Below are 15048 nucleotides of genomic sequence, written 5' to 3'. Positions count from 1 at the left end.
GCGTCGCCCGAGCGGGACAAGGCGACGCGCGCCGGCTCCTGCCCGGCGCGAGGAGCGGCACGGTCTCTCAGGTCGCCAAACATTGCTCCAGGCAGGCGAGCCAGTTCTCGCGGGCAAAACGCGTGAGCATCGGCTCGTCGATCCCGTTCCGGCGCATGGCGTCAAAAAGCGCCGGAACGCCGGTCACATCCCCGATCACATCCGGCAGGACACAGCCGTCGAAATCCGATCCCAGCCCGATATGCGCCTCGCCCACTTCTTCGATCAGATAATCGATCTGGCGCAGCATGACGTCCCAACCGGTTCCGGTATCCGCGCGCCCGTCGGCATTGAGATAAAACGTGGCGAAGTTGAGCCCCACCATCCCGCCGCGCTCTCGGATCATGTGCAACTGCCGGTCGGTGAGGTTTCGCGGGCTGTCACAGAGTGCGTGCACATTGGAATGGGTCGCCACAAGCGGCGCATCGGTCAGCGCCGCGACGTCGTCGAACCCTTTTTCATTGAGATGTGACAGATCGATCATGATGCCCATGTCGGCACAGAGCCGCACAAGATCCTTGCCCGCCTCGGTCAATCCCGGACCGGTATCCGGGCCGCCGGGAAAGGCCATCGGCACACCGTAGCCAAACACGGTATCCCGGCTCCAGACCGGACCGAGCGACCGCAGACCCATTTCGTGAAACAGGTAGAGCGCATCGAGGTCCGGCCCGATGGCTTCCGCCCCTTCAAGATGCATGACCCCTGCGATCACGTCCTGCGCCATCGCTGCGCGGATCTCGTCAACCGTTCGGCACACCCGGAAGTCATCCGGCGCCGCCCGGGCCATCCAGTGCATCAATCCCGCCATGGTCAGGGCGTAGGGCTGGGCTGTTGGGTGATCCATCATCGGCGGCGTCGGTATCGCGTAGGGCGGCTCGGCCATCAATGCCCTGAAATCGGGCGGCGGTCCGTCCGAGACCGGCGGAACGAAGATCGCAAACAGCCCGCCGGCAAACCCCGCCTCCTTCATGCGGGCCAGATCGAGATGCCCGGCCCGTCCGGACCCGAGCCAGGTTTCCTCGCGCGGCGCAGGCGATTTCATCAAGCGCAGCAAGAAGTCGTTATGCCCGTCGAAAAACGCGATGGGAGCGGTCATCGCAAGGTCTCCGCGCCGGAGGCCGCCCGGTCCTGCGTTTCAAGATAGGCATCAACCGCGCCCAACAACTCCGAACACTCCGGATCATGGATCCCGAGCGTCTCGAAATGTTCCACGATGTTGAGAAGATAGTCCCGGCTGGTCCCGAGAAAGCCCGCGCCATGCGCGATATACCGGATCTGCTCCGCGCGGCTGAGTTCGGGCTTGATATCATCCACCGTGTGATCGGCCACAAATGCCAGTGCCCGGGCCGGAGCCTCGTCAATATCCACCGTGACAAAGCGCGCGTGATAGCCCGGCGCAATCATCTCGCGTCGGAACAGGATCTCCGTCTCACGGTCGACATCCGCCTCCGCGATACGGAAAACCAGCCCGTGGCATCCCGGCCCGTGATCGAGCGCTGCCATCAGCCCGGGCGCGTCCGCTGTCCCGCGCGCACCGCGCCAATCCACGAGGATCATGCGCCGTGCATGGTCGCGCAGATGCGCCCGGCGCACCGTTGTGAACCGGAGCGCAGGATCCCACATCAGCGACCCATATCCAAATACCCAAAGATCGCCGCTGTGCCCGTCGAGCGCCTCGGCACGCAGCGCCTCTCGTTTCGCGTCGCTGAAAGCCCAATCGCGGTGCTCTTCGAGCTGCGGGAACTGCGCAATCATCCTGTCGACGCTGAACGTGCGAAAAAAAGAGTTTTCGGGATCCGCTATCCTGCTCCGAAGCTCCGGGTGATGCGCAAATGGGTCCGTTTCCAATGATTGATACGCCTTGTTGTAAATTGCCCCGTTGGCGCACGGTGCAACATCCCTTACAGCAAGTCCAGTTTGCCCAAGCGCCGATGTCCCGCAGCCGCGCGCCTGCACGCGGGCCGGGGATTGCATCGCTGCAAGAGCATAAGCGTGGCTCGTGCATCGCGCACAAGCAGCGCACCGAACCGCGGCAATGGCCGCGAACATGGGGTCGAAAGCGCGCTCAGTTCGTCCGCCCCCCCGGCACGGCGCCCCTCGAAGGCTTGCCCGTCACCGCACCACGTAGACAGAAACCGGCGCGTGTGACGCCACATAGCCTGCGTTGGAGGACAGGAAGTGCTCCTTGATGCCCGGCACGTGGCTGGCCATCACGATCAGGGTGCAATCGGTGTCCTTGGCTGCCTTGATGATATCCGCCCCCACATTGAGATGGAGATCGCCGCGCAGCGCCACATGCGCCTGGCCGTCGATGCCGTATTTGGTGCGCTGGACGTCGACAAACCTCTTCAGACGGTCGGCCATGCGCTCCCCTTCGGTGATCGGCGACGTTGTCGGGACGGCGTCCACGACGTCGGTATAGATCACGGTGGCACCGTCCTCTTTGGCGAATTTCGCAGCCAGATCCAAAGCCTTTTCAAGCTTTTCGGCATGGTCGAGGTCAACAGGTACGAGAATTCTTGATGTCATGGCGTCTCTCCCTTTTTCTATCCCCTGACGCTAGCGCACCACCCGGAGACCGGCCTTGACCCCGATCAAGAGCGCGCATTTGCCTCCGCGCGCCGTTCTTGCCCGACCCGGCGCTTGTCAGATGAATGTGACATCGTCGAGGATCGGCCCGAGCCCGCCGATCCCGTTGAAGGTGAGAGAGTCCGTGCCAAAGGTCAGAACGAGATCACCATTGCCATTGAGCGAGGCGTATCCACGCAGATCCTGCGGTGTGGGGTTTGCCTCGTTCAGCAGATCCGCATCGAGTTCCAGCCGGTCGGCCGTGCCCCAATCGCTGATCCGGTCGTGGTCGGCTCCCACCAGCAACACAAAGGTGTCGGCCCCCTGCCCGCCACGCAACGTGTCGTTGTCGCGCCCGCCATAGAGCCGGTCATTTCCGGAATTGCCCTCAAGCACGTCGTTCCCGTCAGAGCCGAGCAGCGTATCAAAGCCGTTGCCCGCCTGCAGCAGGTCGTTGCCCGCGCCGCCGTTCAGGCTGTCGAAACCGAACCCGCCGAGCAAGGTATCGTTGCCATCCTGGCCAAAAAGCAGATCGTTGGCGTTGTTGCCGTTGAGCGCGTCATCCCCTGTGCCGCCCACAAGCCGGTCGGCGCCGCCAAGCCCGATGATCGTATCCGCACCGGGGCCGCCTTCTCCGGTATCCGCTCCCAGACCGCCCTCGATCCTGTCGTTACCGTCGCCGCCGCGCATCACGTCATTGCCATTGTTGCCTTCGAGAACGTCGGCGCCCGCCCCCCCGAGCATCGAGTCAAAGCCGTCCCGTCCGAGCAGATTGTCATTGCCGGCACCGCCATTCATGGTGTCAAAGCCGATCCCGCCCTGAAGGTCGTCATCGCCGTCCTCGCCGAGCAAAAGATCGTTCCCCGCATTGCCCTGAAGCAGATCGTTATCCGCCCCGCCCAGCAATGTATCGAACCCTTCGAGACCGCGAAGCGTGTCGTTCCCGGTGCCGCCAATCACCGTATCGCGCCCGTCGCCCGCATTGAGCTGATCGCTCCCGGCGCCACCATCCATGGAGTCGTCGCCCTCGGCCCCTGACAGAACGTCATTCCCGCCACGCCCGAACAACAGATCGTCGCCGAAAGACCCGAGGACCGTATTGTCCTGGTTGTCACCAAACCGCAGAAATTGCTGCGAGATCGGGAAGTTGAACAGGTTGAAGATCCCATCCGTCAGACCGAGAAACTCCATCTCGAAAAGCTGGTCGACGCCGCCGCCGGGCGCATGGATCAGGATCGAGCCATCCGCGAGGATGTATTTGTCAATCTCGGCGCTGGACGCGTTGAATACTGCCACATCGCCCGGCCCCGGCCCCCGGATCTCGCCGTTCGGACCCCCGACCAGCTGGTCAAACCCGGGACCGCCCTGCAGGAAATCGCTGCCCGAAAGGCCAAACAGCGTGTCATCGCCGGCATTGCCCACAAGCGTGTCGGCGGGCGTGTCCTGAATGGATTGCGGCAGGTCCGTGCCAATCAACACATCGTCAAAGACCGAGCCGACCACGCGTTCGATCCCGCTGGCGATCACGCCGCGCGCCCAGCCCGCGCTCTGGTCGCCGTCGAGCGAATTCAGGTCGACCACCACAGGTCCGGTGGCGTTTTCATAGCTCAGCGTATCGATATCGTTGGGGTTGGTGCCGCTGTCGGACACGCTGTCGCCCACCGGTGACGACGGATCGCGCGGACCAGGCAGATAGGTGTCGCTGCCCTCGCCGCCATCCATGCCATCAGTGCCCAATCCGCCATCCAGCGTATCGTTGCCCGGCCCGCCCGACAGGATGTCCAGACCGCCATTGCCCCGGATCAGGTCGTTGCCAAGCGTCCCGCCGATCTGGTTCGACCCGTCCGAGCCGTTGAAGATCACCGCATCTTGCGAAAAGAACTGCGCGAGCGGGCCAAAGCTGCCCGCCTGATAGCTCTGCACAACCGCGTTCGACAGGCTCGCGGCCGGGATGTTGGGCACGTCGAACCGCACGGTCAGGTTCAGGTTCTGTGGCAGGAACAACACCGGATCAATCACGCCGCCGTTTTCCTGGACACTGCGCAACAGGCTGTTGTCGTAGTAGCTGAACGAGGTGAGCGTTCCCCCGGTCAGCACCGGCAGCGCCGTGCCGTTGGGCAGCGTCGCCGTGCCGATCGTCAGGTTGTTGCCTTCAAAAACGATGCGCCCGGAATTGTTGGAAACGCCGAAAGCGACCCGTCCGGGAAGCGCACTCGACAGGAATTCAAGCCCCGGAATGGCGCCCGTCGACGGGATCACGTTGACCGGCGTCTGCGCCGCCTGACCAAGGCCGTTGAGCTGGAAATACCCCTCGACGCCCCCATCGAACATATGATCCGTCGCTCCTGCGACCGAAGCAATCCAAACCATAACGCAATCCCCCGAAGCAATCATTTCTCGCGGGACCGCACCGTCAGACACGTCACACGGCCCCGGTTTCAGACTACACGCGGGTGTCCAATTCACCAAATTCTAATGATTTCAGCGCTTTGGCCGCCTATTGGCGCCCAGCGCTCAGACGTCAACGAACGCGCCTGTCGCGAGGATGGCACCTGTTGGCGCGCCGGTCGGCGAACCGCCAGCCGGTTCATCGGAAAGCGCGAGGACGCCGCCCGCAATCAGGGCCGCGATCTCGGGAGCCACTTCGAAAGTGATCTCTTCACCCTCCGGCACAAGCCCGAGCGACACCGGCGCAGCCGCTTCGGGTCCGATCACCCAAAGTTCGAAATCGCGCCCCGTAGCCGGAGCCCCGGCCTCGCGGATGACCTTGAAGAGCATCCCGTCCGGCGCATATCCCGCTTCGATCCGCACGGCACCGTCCTCCGATGCAAGCGATGCGTGGAACGCCGGATCAAAAACAGGCTCGCGCAGGGTTGGTCCGACCACAAGGAAAGCGGCCACCGCCAATGCAAGAAGCGATGGCAAGGCGAGCCAGCCGAACACCCACATACGCTTGCGCGGGGCCGGCTCGCCCGCCACCTGCTCCAGCACCGCCTTGCGCAGCGCAGGCGGCGGCGGCACGTCCGGCTGTGTGTCCGCCAACGGCGCAAACTCCGCCTCCCAGAACCGCACCAGTTCGAGCAGCGCCGGCTCCCGGTCGAGCCGCGCGGCAAAGGCACGCTCTGCCTCCGGCTCCAGCAGGCGCAAGACATATTCGGCGGCCAGCGCCTCGTCTTCCGGGATATCCTGCGGCGCGCTCATGTCGACAGACACTCCTTGAGAGAAATCAAACTGCGGCGCAACCATGTGCGCATGGTGTTGAGCGGCACGTCAAACCGAGCCGCGAGAGACTGATAACTTGCGCCTTCGAGATAGGCCGCGCGCACCGCCGCCGCACGATCCTGCGGCAATTGTTCGAAGCAGGCCGCGATCCGGCGGCTTTCAGACGCTGCCACGCTCACGGCTTCCGGACCGGGCCGCGACTCGGCGATCGGTCCCGCATCGTCCAGTGCGACCTGCCCGGACCGGCGCGCCCGAAGCCGGTCGATGCACAGGTTGCGCGCCACCGTGATGAGCCATGTCATCGGGCTGTGGCCGGTCACGGCGTAGCGGTCCGCCTTGTGCCAGATGCGCAAGTAGACATCCTGCAATGCGTCCTCCGCCTCCGGGCGGTTTTTCAGGACGGACAGGCAGATCGCGAAAAGCTTGCCGCTGGTTGCGTCATAAAGCGCAGCAAAGGCCGCCCTGTCCCCCAGTGACACCCGCGCGATCAGGTTTTCGATTTCGGCTCTGTCGGGCACGGGACAAGATCACTCGTTGGGTCAGGGCGCTTTACCAAAGTGGTGACACAGTGGAGGCGCCCCGGCAATGCGTTCGCCGGACACAATCCATTGTACGGCGAGAAAACCTGCGGCGAAACCGGGGCTGCATTGCACTGCACGCCGGCAACACCGCTCCGACCAAAGGCGCGCGCGTCTGCTTCTGGGCCAATGCGGCCTGACTGCGCCGTGTTCGCGGGGCGCGCTCCGTTCACCGCTCGAGGCGATCCGCCCGGTCTCAATGTGGTCGCCTGATCAGGGCAAACCACGCACCGCGGGCTGCGCGGCATCGCCCTCCCTGCCGTTTGTGTCAGTCTTGGAAGCATGATCCATCCTTTGCTCCTGCGGCCTCCTCTGCGGCCCGGTCTGGAAGTCACGAGTCCGGTCTCGCAAAAGTTTCACGCCCCAAACCCGGCGCATCACGACACAGGTCCGGCAAAGGGAACCGGCGGCTTGCGGAATGCCAACGGGACGGTATGGCCTTTAGGGATGTGGACCGTGCGGCTATTGGTTTTCAACGATTTGCTCGCGCCGCTTTCCCCGCATGCGCCTTTGGGAACACGCCAGCATCAGCCATCCCTCGGGCACCCGCCATTGGTCACAGCGTGTCCCATCCACCGGTTCTGTGCGTCGGTTCACACGGGATCCAGCCTGCCCGGGCAACGAAGAGATCGATCCGTTCGGACGTGGCGGCCCTGCCGGCCGTTCCAAGCCAATTCTCAAGACCTCATGGCGATAGCCGGACACCAGTCACGGGCCGAGAGCCTGCACCGAACGACTGTGATGGCGGGCATGTGGGTCCCGGACACCGGCGCGCGCGTGGCGGGGCTCTTCCGACTGGATACCCTCGGCTTGATGCGTGCATCCAAACCCTGCCCACGTCTGGTCACGGACACCGCGTTTCCAACATCATTCGGAACCGGATGACTTGCGCGGTCGACGCGGAGGCCGTTCATCTCCGGTCTCCCGGCTTTCCGGTTCGTCTCGCAAGGATGCCTGCGCCCGTTCATTTGTGATCCCGGCATCACGACCATCCATGTCGGATCTTGTCGTGCGTGATCCCGAGTAGAGATGGCGCAATTGGGCCTCCGACACCCCATCTGCCTGCATAACGAGTTTCACCATCGGGTCTGCGAGCATTTCATCAAGGAAAATCCCGGAGAGGTCCTTCCCGGACAGTTTGTCTTTTGCCCGGGCTTGGTCGAGATCGACCAGCGACACGGACAAGCTCCGCGTCAAACCGGGATGGGACATGCGCGGATGCAGGTTGACGATAACCGCCGCCTTCCACGCGTCCGGATCTCTATGATCCGGCGGTGAGACAAGTTCCGTCTCGATATCATATTCACCGGCGGGAAGCGTTTCATCGAAGCCGGGCAGCCTGAACGACCGGTCAAAAACCGCGATGGTCTTCATTGTTTGATCGCCCATGGGGGAAATCCTTTCAATTGAGCCGCTGTCCCCGACATGGAGCCAAGCCAGCCATTTTTGGTGCATGCCGCAGGATCATTCCGCGGCCGGAGCCCCGGCTTCGGCGGATATGTCCGCAATCCCGTGTCACCCGGTTTTTGTTTTTGACGGTCCCGCAGGGTTTGATGGAGGCGTGCCAAAGGCCCGGATCTTCAGGTCCCACAAAGACCTGCACTTCATCCTTCAGGGGCTTTCCGCGAAAATTTCTGAGACGCCATCGGGCGTGGCGTGTCAGACAAATTCGACAGGGTGTGACAGCCGCCAAACCCGGTGCCATGCCCGGTTTCAATCACATGCGCGAGACATGTCATGCAGCCGCCCCCGGTCGGTGATCGTGAATGCTACACCAATGTCAGAAAGGGAGGGGGGTCGTGATCCTTGGCACGTGTGGTCATGTCTCGCTTGCCGTGAACGGCCTTGGCCACATCCCGGGCGCTCATCGCGCGCATAAGAGCGCCGTAGCGCATGCCCATTTTCATCTCGGACCCGACGGGCATGACGGATTGGCCCGTGTCAACAACGGTGTGGTCGCTTGTCGCGCCGACAAACGTAAATCCGGAGGGAAATGTCAGGTCGCCAGCATCGGTATCCTGCTGCCCGACCGCAAGGACCACGCGGGTCCCGGGATTATCCTGCCCAACGATCCTGAGAGGTCCAAGGTCGGGAGGCGTTGTTTCATGCGGTATCGTGCCGGGTTTGCCCCTCGCCTCGATCACCTCGGCAAAAAGGGCGAACGCGTCCGTGTGTAGCCCGTCGATCGGCCTGCCTGTCACCGGATCGAGCCCCAACAGGATCGCCTCGCCCAATCGCAGGTTGTTGACCCGCCATGCTGTGTGCTCGCCGAGAGCCCACGGAACATTGGCCGAGCCACCTCCTGACACAAGATCAACAAAAGGCCCGCAGCCTCCCTCGACACTGTCGGCCAGTCGCGAGAGCGTGATCATGTCAGCCGCCGTTGGTGCCACGCTGCCCATGCAGGCAAAATTTGCTGCAATGCCTTTGAGAGCAACCCACGGTGTCGCGATGACCAGTGTGGCGAAGTCATTGAGTGCCTCCGGCAAAATGCCTTCACGCCCATCGCCCATTTCAACAATCAGGATTATGTCTTGCGAGGCGCCCCGTTTCTCGGCTGCCAGACCAAGCTTCAGGATCGTGTCCATCTCTGTGTTATAGCTCGTGTCACAATGCCGGATGACCGCCTCCAGCTCGCTCGCCATCGGCGCACGAAGCATGGAAACAGGGCACGTGATCCCCGCCATCCGCATCCGAACGATGTTAGTGATACGTGCGTCTGCCAGACCGGCAACGCCGCCGTCCACCATTGCCCCGGCGACGTCAGGATGGCCGCAAACCCCCTTGGTCACGCCGGTGACCGAAATCCCGTAAGCGCCAAGGCGATCGACAAGACAACGGGCGTTTTCCTCGATCTTTGTCAGATCGATTTCCACACGCGGCGCAGTCACTCCGCGGCCACCACGGGCATGGGCCGCAACTGCGGAAAGGCGTCGAGCACCATGTCGAGCAAATGCATTTCTGGCCGGGACAATGCGTCCGTCACCGGAACGCCGAGATCGCGCGAAAGACTGTCGATTGCATCCCCGAGTTCGGCGTCCGTCATCGACTCGTGGTTGATCGTGATACCAATCACCCGCGTGTCGGAAAACGCCTCGATGAGGGTCATTTCGCTTTTCGGCTCAGGCATCCGCATATCGGGAAAGTCACAGCGATGGGCACGCTTGGGCGCATGTTGCAGAATGACGGCATGCGGCTGGCTGCCGCGCAGAATGAACGCCGATGTGCAAAAGGCAGGATGGCTGAGCGCACCTTGCCCTTCGATCAGGATGACATCCGGGTCATCGCCGCGCGACGCCGCGACAATCACGCGTTCGAGTTCACCGCAGCAAAACTGCGGCGGGACGGCATCCAAGGCGACCCCATATTGTGCGCCCTGCATCAGCCCGGTCTGACCTGTGCCCACAAGAACCGTCTTGATGCCAAGCGCGTTCAACGCCTTGGCCAGAACGGTCGCGGTCGTGCGCTTGCCGATGGCGCAATCCGTTCCCAGCACGGCAATACGGATGGCGTTTACCTCGGATACGCTTCCGTCAAACAGCCGCATGTCCTTGATTGGCCGGGGTTTTCGGATATCGCGGATCGTTACATTGGCGCTTGCGGCGCAGGCCGAGATCTCGGGATCGTCGCCAAGATATTCGTGCAGACCGCTGACAACGTTCATGCCAAGCGCGATTGCTTTCAACACAACCTGCCGATCTGCCGGTGACATCTTCTCGGTCGAGGGTGCCATCCCATAGATCATCGTATCGGGGGCTTGCACGTCACGCGCGACCGCAGCCTCGAGATCTTCAACAATGGGGATCCCATTGCTTTCGGTGTCCAGCACCTGACCGCTGTCACAGCCTGCAAGGCGGCTGTCTATGACGGAGACGATGCGGTAGGCTTGACTGTGACGAACAAGCCCGTTTGCTGTCTTGCCATCGATCTGCCCGAAGTTTCCCTCACAATAGACAATGGCCGTGGGCACGGCTCGTGTCACAGCCTTCCTTGTCCGAGACCAACGGGATGCGGATGTGCGCGGGGGCGGTTGCGGCCCCATTGTCGACAGCTGTGTCGTCGGGTCTTCTGATTTGTTCGAATCCATGGCTTTTCCTCTGGTATGCGGGTTTGTCCGGCTCCGACCTAGTGGCGCGTTCGGACAGGGTAGCCGCGTTCATATTCGGATTGCGCGCGTCACTGGTTCAGGACGCAACGCCCCTGTGATTGCTGGAAATTCTTGTGGCACACCCACCGGTTGCCCGATCTGTCGAGATGCGCATTGTCGGGCAGGTCGATCTCCGTGCAGCCGATGTCAGACGCGGCAAAGCCACGTTTGCATTTCCAGCCGGGACCATAGCTCGCATCGTCGAAATACGCGTTCTCCGGAACGGCAACAGGCTCGCAGCTATCGCCGCGAGCGAAATACCCGCGCTCACATGTCCAAGGTATCCCGTATCCGTCGTCGTTCAGAAAGGCATTCTCGGGCACCGCAACGGCACTGCATGTGTCGCCCGTGACCTCATAACCCCGATCACACAGCCAGTCGGAGCCATAGGTGTTGTCGGCCAGATAGGCGTTTTGGGGCAAGTCGATCTCGACGCACAGGTCGTCAACCTTCCTGTAGCCACGAAGGCACTGCCATCTCTGCCCCGACGGATCGAGATATCCGCCTTCGGGCACCTCGACTGCGAGACAGGCCGAGCCATTGGCCGGCTGATACCCATGCATGCACTCCCAGCCCAACCCGTAGCTCCGGTTCGTTGCGTAGGCGTTTTCCGGAACGATCACCGCAAGGCACGCATCGCGCTCACGCCGGTAGCCGCGCGCGCATTCCCACCCATCGCCATAGCTTTTGGGTTGCGCATTCGACGGCATCTCAGCGTCCCGAGACTGTGCGACAGACGGTGATCCGAATGCGCCGAACGCGACAAGCGCGACGACGAGAAGCGCAAGCCTCTTCACACGGGACAGTGCAGCGGGGGACCTCCGCACCGCCAGCATGCGCATGCCCTCCCGGACCGAAACCGCCGGCGCGTTCTGGGCATTACGAAGCATCAAGATCGAGACCGTCGATGCACGCCAGCGCCAGATCACGGTTCGGACCATCCGATCCGGGCATCGTTGCCCAGCCGGTTTCCATGACGGCGTCGCGACGCCTGAACGACGAGGCCTCGCGGATAGTTGCCAGCTTGGCCATTCGGTCAATATCGGCGCGGGACATGTCGAGGCAGAGCGGCACGAGAGCCGCGATCACTTCCTCCTGCGCCATTTTGTTGGCCATGTCCTCCGCGCTGCCGCCTGTCATCCATCCGCCCCAGGAAAATCCCGCGATGCCGACAAAGGCCGCACCAAGGAGCGCGCCATAGAGACCGGGTTTCAGCCATTCAGGTGTTGTCATGTCTTGTCCTCCAGCGGGGAAAGCGCCGCTTCGCTGTCATTGGTGACCTCGGAGAGGCTCGCGATCGCGAGCAAGTGCGCGTTCCAGATCCTCCTGTGTGGTCATTTGCATCATCGTCTGACCCGCATTCGCCCCGCGTCCCCGGATCAACAGGTATGTCGCGATACGTCGATACGCCTCGAAGCTCAGCCCCGTGAGACGCTCTTCTTCGACTAGGATTTCATAAGCGCCGGGCGGAAACTCCCGCTCGCTGTCTCCAATCTTGAAGGCGTTGAGAAACGTCACCATTGATCTGGTCGAACGCGTGAGCATCCCGGTTCTCCATCAAATAGAAGGCTGGTCTTTTCGCGGCCGCCATCGTGGCAGGCGCCGAAAGCAAAGCCGCGCCGCGGCAGGGCTGTCGAGGGAACAGTAGCCGAACATTCCGGGCTGAATGCTGATCGAGGTTAGCGCCCGCCGGCTTGCACGCTGTCAGGATCAGGCACAACGCCGGTCCGTGGCTTCAGACACCCGCCTGCAAGTCCCTGACCCAGTCTCACGCCGAAAGGAAACCCATGTCTGTCCTAGACGTCCTTCACCCAGATGGCAGCGACTTCGACGCCTTTCTCTTCGCGGAAGTCGGGGAAGACAGAAACGGCGCACCCGTTACGGTTCTGTCAGCGCTTGCGCGCCTTGATCTCGAGCCCTGGACCGAAGCCGGCGCATTGTCTCATCTGAGCCGCAAGGACGCGCAGGCACGGCTGACGAGGCATTTTGAAGCGATTACCGACATTCCCGCGCTTGCGCAGGCCAGCGAGAGCAAAGCGGCAAAGCTGGTGTCCCTGTTGCCGAAGCGCGTGGCGCGGCACGGTTTGAAATCATCCGAAACAGGCACCGGCACGGCTCCAAAACTGGCGCTCTCCTGGACAACGATCACCTTCGTTGCCGTCGTGGGTCTCGCGTTGATCCTTTATCTGGGGCAGACGGGCTAACCCACGCCAAGACAAAAAGCGATCGATCCGGTTGGCGGCACTGGTCCGCCGCGTGCGGCGCCGACTTGCTGCCGGGTCGCTGAGAGATATGCGGCCCGCGCAGCGTGTCAAAAGACAGTCATTCCTCTCGCATCTCGTGGCTCTCGAACCGTCCAGGAAAGGGCAATTTCATGACTGAAGACGACCAAACCGAAGAAAACCAGACCGTGAAACAGATGGCATCGGTCAAGGCTGCTTGGGACAAGGCCCCCGAGGGGCCGAAGAAGGCCACTGCGCTCAAACACTACGAGGCCGCAGAAAGGGCCCATGAGGCCGACCGCGACGAAGAGGCCTATCACGCACTCACGCGAGCAAGCCGCGCCCTGATGTAATCCCGCTATACGTGCCGCAGGAGGACAGCGCCCAGTCTGCCCCCGCATGACCGGCTCACGGCAATAGAGGTCGTGTCTGATCGAGGTAGGCGGGATCGAAATGCGCCAAGGCCACCAGTCCTTCATAGTCATCGAACGTAACCTGCCCGCTCCGGAACGTGACAAAACCGGCTTCGCGGAGTCTGCGAAGGACGCGGTTGACGTGAATGGCGCTCAACCCCAGGGCATCAGCCAGATGATATTGCGTCAGCGGACAGGCATAACCTTGCCGGCTTCCCATACCCACGAGCGAAAGCCTCACGCCAAGTTCCAGAAGGAAATGCGCCATGCGCGCATCCGCATCGCGCCGCCCCAGGCCAACCAGATGTTCAACCACCATCGCCTCATCGCGCGACACGGCCCAGAGAATGGCAGTGGCCAGCCGCGGCGTCTCTTCGAAGGCCTGAAGGAGATCGCTCACCAGCACTTCCACAGCCTTGATATCGACAATCGGTTCGATCCCGTGATCGGACGTATGCAAAAGCACGCTGCGCAGCCCCAGAAAATCCCCCGGTATCTGGAAGTCCACGATCTGCCGCGAGCCGTCGGGCTGGATCTTGTAGGACACAACCCATCCTTCCGCCAGAATATAGGCGGCCTGCTCTGATTGGCCCTGATGGACCAGATCGCGCCCGGCACAGAAGGATTTTCTACGCTGATGCAAACGCTCGAGAACCGCAAGCTCGGTCTCGGACAGGGCAACAAATGCAGAAAGCTTCCGGGTGAGCGGGCTGGCTTCGATGGTCATCATGGCTTCCTCGCGAACCAGACCGCGCCTCGGGGTGCTCATCCGTGTCCAGACTGCTTTCGATCAGCCAGGACCGCCGGTCCTTGTGTGAGAGTGGTCGAGACGATCATACGCTCACCCGTCGCAAAGCGACAAAGCAAAAGGACTGCCGCCGATGCCAGACCAACGAGACCCCGCAGGCATGGCTGCCTTCTCGGTTTGCGAGGCCCTCCTCCTTGCCCTTCTCGATCGCGGTCTGGTTCCGGAACGCGAGATCGTGGGCATCTTGCGCGACGCGGCAACGCACCATGAAAATGCCCAAGGCCCCGAAAGCGAACGGATCAAACATGCAGCCGCCGCCAAACTGATCAACGAGATCATCCTTGGCGGCAACCTGTCGAGACGTTCATGACGCCAAAGATCTTGCGCCGGATACAAGCGAGGCCGCAATGCCCGGCCACGGCCCTCGACCTCGACCCGGTTAGGGATCGCTGGAGCCTGTCTCCGCTTCGGGTGTTTGTTTGGGTGCGACCTGCGGTTTCGCGTCTTTTTGTTGTTTTTCCTGCGAGGCCTTTTTCTGGGCGGCCTCTTTCTTTGCCAAGTCGTTGAACGACATTTGAGCTTTCCTTTGCGCGCCATCGGGGAGCCCGGCAGCCTGTTAGCCTTAGTGGATCGACCGCCCCTTGGCAAAGGAAACATTGGCAATCAGACACGTGCGCCTTGTAACAGCCCCACGCAGTCACCACGTATATTAAGCTACTGACTTTCATTCGACCTTCTGTTTTCCTTCACCGGCTCACAGCGCTCGTCACTGTTGTGAGAAGCCGGGCTGCCGCATGTTGCGGGCAGCGATCAGACAAGGAAGACTCACATGGCCAATGGCACAGTGAAATGGTTCAACGCCTCCAAAGGGTTCGGCTTCATCGCACCGGAGACGGGCGGGAAGGATGTGTTCTTGCATATCTCCGCACTGGAGAGAGCGGGCATGACATCCCTGAACGACGACCAGAAGATCACCTTCGATGTCGAGGCTGGCCGCGACGGCCGCGAAAGCGCAACCAACATCGCGCTCGCCTGACCCTTGCAAGGGGGCGCTCGTCATGAGCGCCCCCTTCTGCTCCAGGGAACCGGCTGCTCTTCAGCGTTTGAACGT

The 15048-nt window shown here is 62.1% G+C and carries 18 protein-coding genes; 4 read left to right on the top strand and 14 right to left on the bottom strand.

Translation table 11 applies throughout. The annotated features are described in order from the left end of the window. Positions 1–67: 67 nt before the first annotated feature. The 12 genes from J1C49_RS02585 to J1C49_RS02530 all read right to left on the bottom strand — a co-directional run bounded on the left by J1C49_RS02585 (position 68) and on the right by J1C49_RS02530 (position 12099). Positions 68–1135: a dipeptidase gene (locus J1C49_RS02585; protein ID WP_227444240.1), complete on the bottom strand. Its 1068-nt coding sequence runs from the start codon at positions 1133–1135 to the stop codon at positions 68–70. Next, a complete protein-coding gene (locus J1C49_RS02580; RefSeq protein WP_227444239.1) occupies positions 1132–1794 on the bottom strand; it encodes a gamma-glutamylcyclotransferase in 663 nt (220 codons plus the stop codon). Before J1C49_RS02580 ends, J1C49_RS02585 begins: the two co-directional genes overlap by 4 nt. A 357-nt stretch (positions 1795–2151) precedes the next feature. Beyond that, the gene (locus tag J1C49_RS02575; RefSeq protein WP_227444238.1) at positions 2152–2568 is read right to left on the bottom strand and encodes a universal stress protein; all 417 of its coding nucleotides are present in this window, start codon (positions 2566–2568) and stop codon (positions 2152–2154) included. Positions 2569–2685: 117 nt separating this feature from the next. Next, positions 2686–4977, bottom strand: coding sequence for a calcium-binding protein (locus tag J1C49_RS02570; RefSeq protein WP_227444237.1), 2292 nt, complete (start codon positions 4975–4977; stop codon positions 2686–2688). Positions 4978–5121: 144 nt separating this feature from the next. Next, positions 5122–5808 (bottom strand): anti-sigma factor domain-containing protein, encoded by a 687-nt coding sequence (locus J1C49_RS02565; RefSeq protein WP_227444236.1) that lies wholly within the window; start codon positions 5806–5808, stop codon positions 5122–5124. Beyond that, positions 5805–6347, bottom strand: a complete 543-nt coding sequence (locus J1C49_RS02560; protein WP_227444235.1) for a sigma-70 family RNA polymerase sigma factor — start codon at positions 6345–6347, stop codon at positions 5805–5807. Before J1C49_RS02560 ends, J1C49_RS02565 begins: the two co-directional genes overlap by 4 nt. Before the next feature lie 927 nt (positions 6348–7274). Next, positions 7275–7796 (bottom strand): hypothetical protein, encoded by a 522-nt coding sequence (locus J1C49_RS02555; protein WP_227444234.1) that lies wholly within the window; start codon positions 7794–7796, stop codon positions 7275–7277. A 380-nt stretch (positions 7797–8176) separates the two neighbouring features. Next, the gene (locus J1C49_RS02550) at positions 8177–9298 is read right to left on the bottom strand and encodes an alanine/ornithine racemase family PLP-dependent enzyme (RefSeq protein WP_227444233.1); all 1122 of its coding nucleotides are present in this window, start codon (positions 9296–9298) and stop codon (positions 8177–8179) included. Further along, a complete protein-coding gene (locus J1C49_RS02545; protein ID WP_227444232.1) occupies positions 9295–10389 on the bottom strand; it encodes a DUF1611 domain-containing protein in 1095 nt (364 codons plus the stop codon). The genes J1C49_RS02550 and J1C49_RS02545 overlap by 4 nt, the downstream gene beginning before the upstream one ends. Positions 10390–10583: 194 nt before the next feature. After that, a complete protein-coding gene (locus J1C49_RS02540; RefSeq protein ID WP_227444231.1) occupies positions 10584–11264 on the bottom strand; it encodes a hypothetical protein in 681 nt (226 codons plus the stop codon). Between the two features lie 169 nt (positions 11265–11433). Beyond that, complete coding sequence (locus J1C49_RS02535; RefSeq protein WP_227444230.1) at positions 11434–11787, bottom strand: hypothetical protein; 354 nt, start codon at positions 11785–11787, stop codon at positions 11434–11436. Between the two features lie 36 nt (positions 11788–11823). Further along, entirely contained in the window at positions 11824–12099 is a 276-nt protein-coding gene (locus J1C49_RS02530) for a hypothetical protein (protein ID WP_227444229.1), read from the bottom strand. A 242-nt stretch (positions 12100–12341) separates the two neighbouring features. Between J1C49_RS02530 and J1C49_RS02525 the strand changes: the two genes are divergently transcribed. Next, complete coding sequence (locus J1C49_RS02525) at positions 12342–12758, top strand: hypothetical protein (RefSeq protein ID WP_227444228.1); 417 nt, start codon at positions 12342–12344, stop codon at positions 12756–12758. A 170-nt stretch (positions 12759–12928) separates the two neighbouring features. Further along, a complete protein-coding gene (locus tag J1C49_RS02520; protein ID WP_227444227.1) occupies positions 12929–13129 on the top strand; it encodes a hypothetical protein in 201 nt (66 codons plus the stop codon). Between the two features lie 55 nt (positions 13130–13184). On the opposite strand, the gene J1C49_RS02515 is transcribed toward J1C49_RS02520, so the two are convergent. Continuing rightward, on the bottom strand, positions 13185–13919 hold the full coding sequence (locus tag J1C49_RS02515; protein WP_370639365.1) for a Crp/Fnr family transcriptional regulator: 735 nt from the start codon (positions 13917–13919) through the stop codon (positions 13185–13187). A 151-nt stretch (positions 13920–14070) separates the two neighbouring features. Here J1C49_RS02515 and J1C49_RS02510 point away from each other — a divergent pair, with 151 nt between their 5' ends. Continuing rightward, positions 14071–14307: a hypothetical protein gene (locus J1C49_RS02510; protein WP_227444225.1), complete on the top strand. Its 237-nt coding sequence runs from the start codon at positions 14071–14073 to the stop codon at positions 14305–14307. A 69-nt stretch (positions 14308–14376) separates the two neighbouring features. Here the strand turns inward: J1C49_RS02510 and J1C49_RS21675 are convergent, their stop codons facing one another. Next, the gene (locus J1C49_RS21675; RefSeq protein WP_255670569.1) at positions 14377–14511 is read right to left on the bottom strand and encodes a hypothetical protein; all 135 of its coding nucleotides are present in this window, start codon (positions 14509–14511) and stop codon (positions 14377–14379) included. A gap of 255 nt (positions 14512–14766) precedes the next feature. Between J1C49_RS21675 and J1C49_RS02505 the strand changes: the two genes are divergently transcribed. Further along, positions 14767–14973, top strand: coding sequence for a cold-shock protein (locus J1C49_RS02505; RefSeq protein ID WP_227444224.1), 207 nt, complete (start codon positions 14767–14769; stop codon positions 14971–14973). Positions 14974–15048: the final 75 nt, after the last annotated feature.

The sequence above is a fragment of the Cognatishimia sp. F0-27 genome (genome assembly GCF_020667845.1).
Lineage (GTDB): Bacteria > Pseudomonadota > Alphaproteobacteria > Rhodobacterales > Rhodobacteraceae > JAFMPQ01.
This window is presented reverse-complemented; position numbering and strand designations above follow the sequence as displayed.

Bases quoted from the DNA above. Each gene is read 5' to 3' on its own strand.
- J1C49_RS02505 (WP_227444224.1), top strand. From the start codon at position 14,767: ATGGCCAATGGCACAGTGAAATGGTTCAACGCCTCCAAAGGGTTCGGC.
- J1C49_RS02515 (WP_370639365.1), bottom strand. From the start codon at position 13,919: ATGATGACCATCGAAGCCAGCCCGCTCACCCGGAAGCTTTCTGCATTT.
- J1C49_RS02540 (WP_227444231.1), bottom strand. From the start codon at position 11,264: ATGCCGTCGAATGCGCAACCCAAAAGCTATGGCGATGGGTGGGAATGC.
- J1C49_RS02585 (WP_227444240.1), bottom strand. From the start codon at position 1,135: ATGACCGCTCCCATCGCGTTTTTCGACGGGCATAACGACTTCTTGCTG.
- J1C49_RS02535 (WP_227444230.1), bottom strand. From the start codon at position 11,787: ATGACAACACCTGAATGGCTGAAACCCGGTCTCTATGGCGCGCTCCTT.
- J1C49_RS02570 (WP_227444237.1), bottom strand. From the start codon at position 4,977: ATGGTTTGGATTGCTTCGGTCGCAGGAGCGACGGATCATATGTTCGAT.
- J1C49_RS02510 (WP_227444225.1), top strand. From the start codon at position 14,071: ATGCCAGACCAACGAGACCCCGCAGGCATGGCTGCCTTCTCGGTTTGC.
- J1C49_RS21675 (WP_255670569.1), bottom strand. From the start codon at position 14,511: ATGTCGTTCAACGACTTGGCAAAGAAAGAGGCCGCCCAGAAAAAGGCC.
- J1C49_RS02520 (WP_227444227.1), top strand. From the start codon at position 12,929: ATGACTGAAGACGACCAAACCGAAGAAAACCAGACCGTGAAACAGATG.
- J1C49_RS02530 (WP_227444229.1), bottom strand. From the start codon at position 12,099: ATGCTCACGCGTTCGACCAGATCAATGGTGACGTTTCTCAACGCCTTC.
- J1C49_RS02555 (WP_227444234.1), bottom strand. From the start codon at position 7,796: ATGGGCGATCAAACAATGAAGACCATCGCGGTTTTTGACCGGTCGTTC.
- J1C49_RS02565 (WP_227444236.1), bottom strand. From the start codon at position 5,808: ATGAGCGCGCCGCAGGATATCCCGGAAGACGAGGCGCTGGCCGCCGAA.
- J1C49_RS02580 (WP_227444239.1), bottom strand. From the start codon at position 1,794: ATGATTGCGCAGTTCCCGCAGCTCGAAGAGCACCGCGATTGGGCTTTC.
- J1C49_RS02525 (WP_227444228.1), top strand. From the start codon at position 12,342: ATGTCTGTCCTAGACGTCCTTCACCCAGATGGCAGCGACTTCGACGCC.
- J1C49_RS02575 (WP_227444238.1), bottom strand. From the start codon at position 2,568: ATGACATCAAGAATTCTCGTACCTGTTGACCTCGACCATGCCGAAAAG.